1 protein-coding gene is annotated in these 690 nt (G+C 33.2%); it reads left to right on the forward strand.

What is annotated here, in order from left to right; genetic code table 11:
- Positions 1-186: 186 nt before the first annotated feature.
- On the forward strand, positions 187-651 hold the full coding sequence (locus ACRD7A_RS19110; RefSeq protein ID WP_430812986.1) for a protease complex subunit PrcB family protein: 465 nt from the start codon (positions 187-189) through the stop codon (positions 649-651).
- Positions 652-690 lie beyond the last annotated feature (39 nt).

The raw sequence follows: 690 nt of genomic DNA on the forward strand, positions 1-690 counted from the left end.
TCCAAGAGGTAAAAATATTAACGGCTCCACGGAAAAAGTGGCTTAAAAACTTGTTTTTAAATAGAGTATATAAGTGTGCCGACTAGTTTTGGAAGGTTCGTAGCTTTGGCTCAACACAAGGAAAAAGATAAAACTAAATGCAACGCTTTGGCCTACCTCCTATATGCTTTTAAAGGTGGATTGATAATGAAAATAATTCAGAAATTAGTAATCAGTACTTTCTTGGTTATATCAATTTCCACATTGATGATTAATGACATTGAGGCACAATCTTTTGACTACGAAATTATCGGATATGGTATTGATGGTAAGCGGGAAGAAAACATTGAAATTATTGATAATAAAAATGATTTCGAAAAGAAGTGGAAAAGAAAGATTTCACCGGACAAATTAACAACTCCAATTGATTTTAATAAAGAGTGCATTATTGCAATATCCAGAGGACAATGTGGTTCAGGCGGTCATGGAATTCGTATCAAAGATGTTTATGAAGAAAGCGGTTATTTAATAATTGAAATAGTTTATACAGACCCGGGTGAAAACTGTCGTGTAACACAAGCTTTAACCTATCCATATCTAGTCATGAGGTTGAAAAATAGGGGTTTAGATATCATATTGGCTGTAGTTTACAATAGCGTTTTAATTTTGTAACTTAATGAGAAAATGCCATGGATACCGCCAAAATAAAAG

Origin of the sequence: Carboxylicivirga longa (assembly GCF_050589825.1) — a bacterium.
GTDB classification, from domain to species: Bacteria; Bacteroidota; Bacteroidia; order Bacteroidales; family Marinilabiliaceae; genus Carboxylicivirga; species Carboxylicivirga longa.

Bases quoted from the DNA above. Each gene is read 5' to 3' on its own strand.
- ACRD7A_RS19110 (WP_430812986.1), top strand. From the start codon at position 187: ATGAAAATAATTCAGAAATTAGTAATCAGTACTTTCTTGGTTATATCA.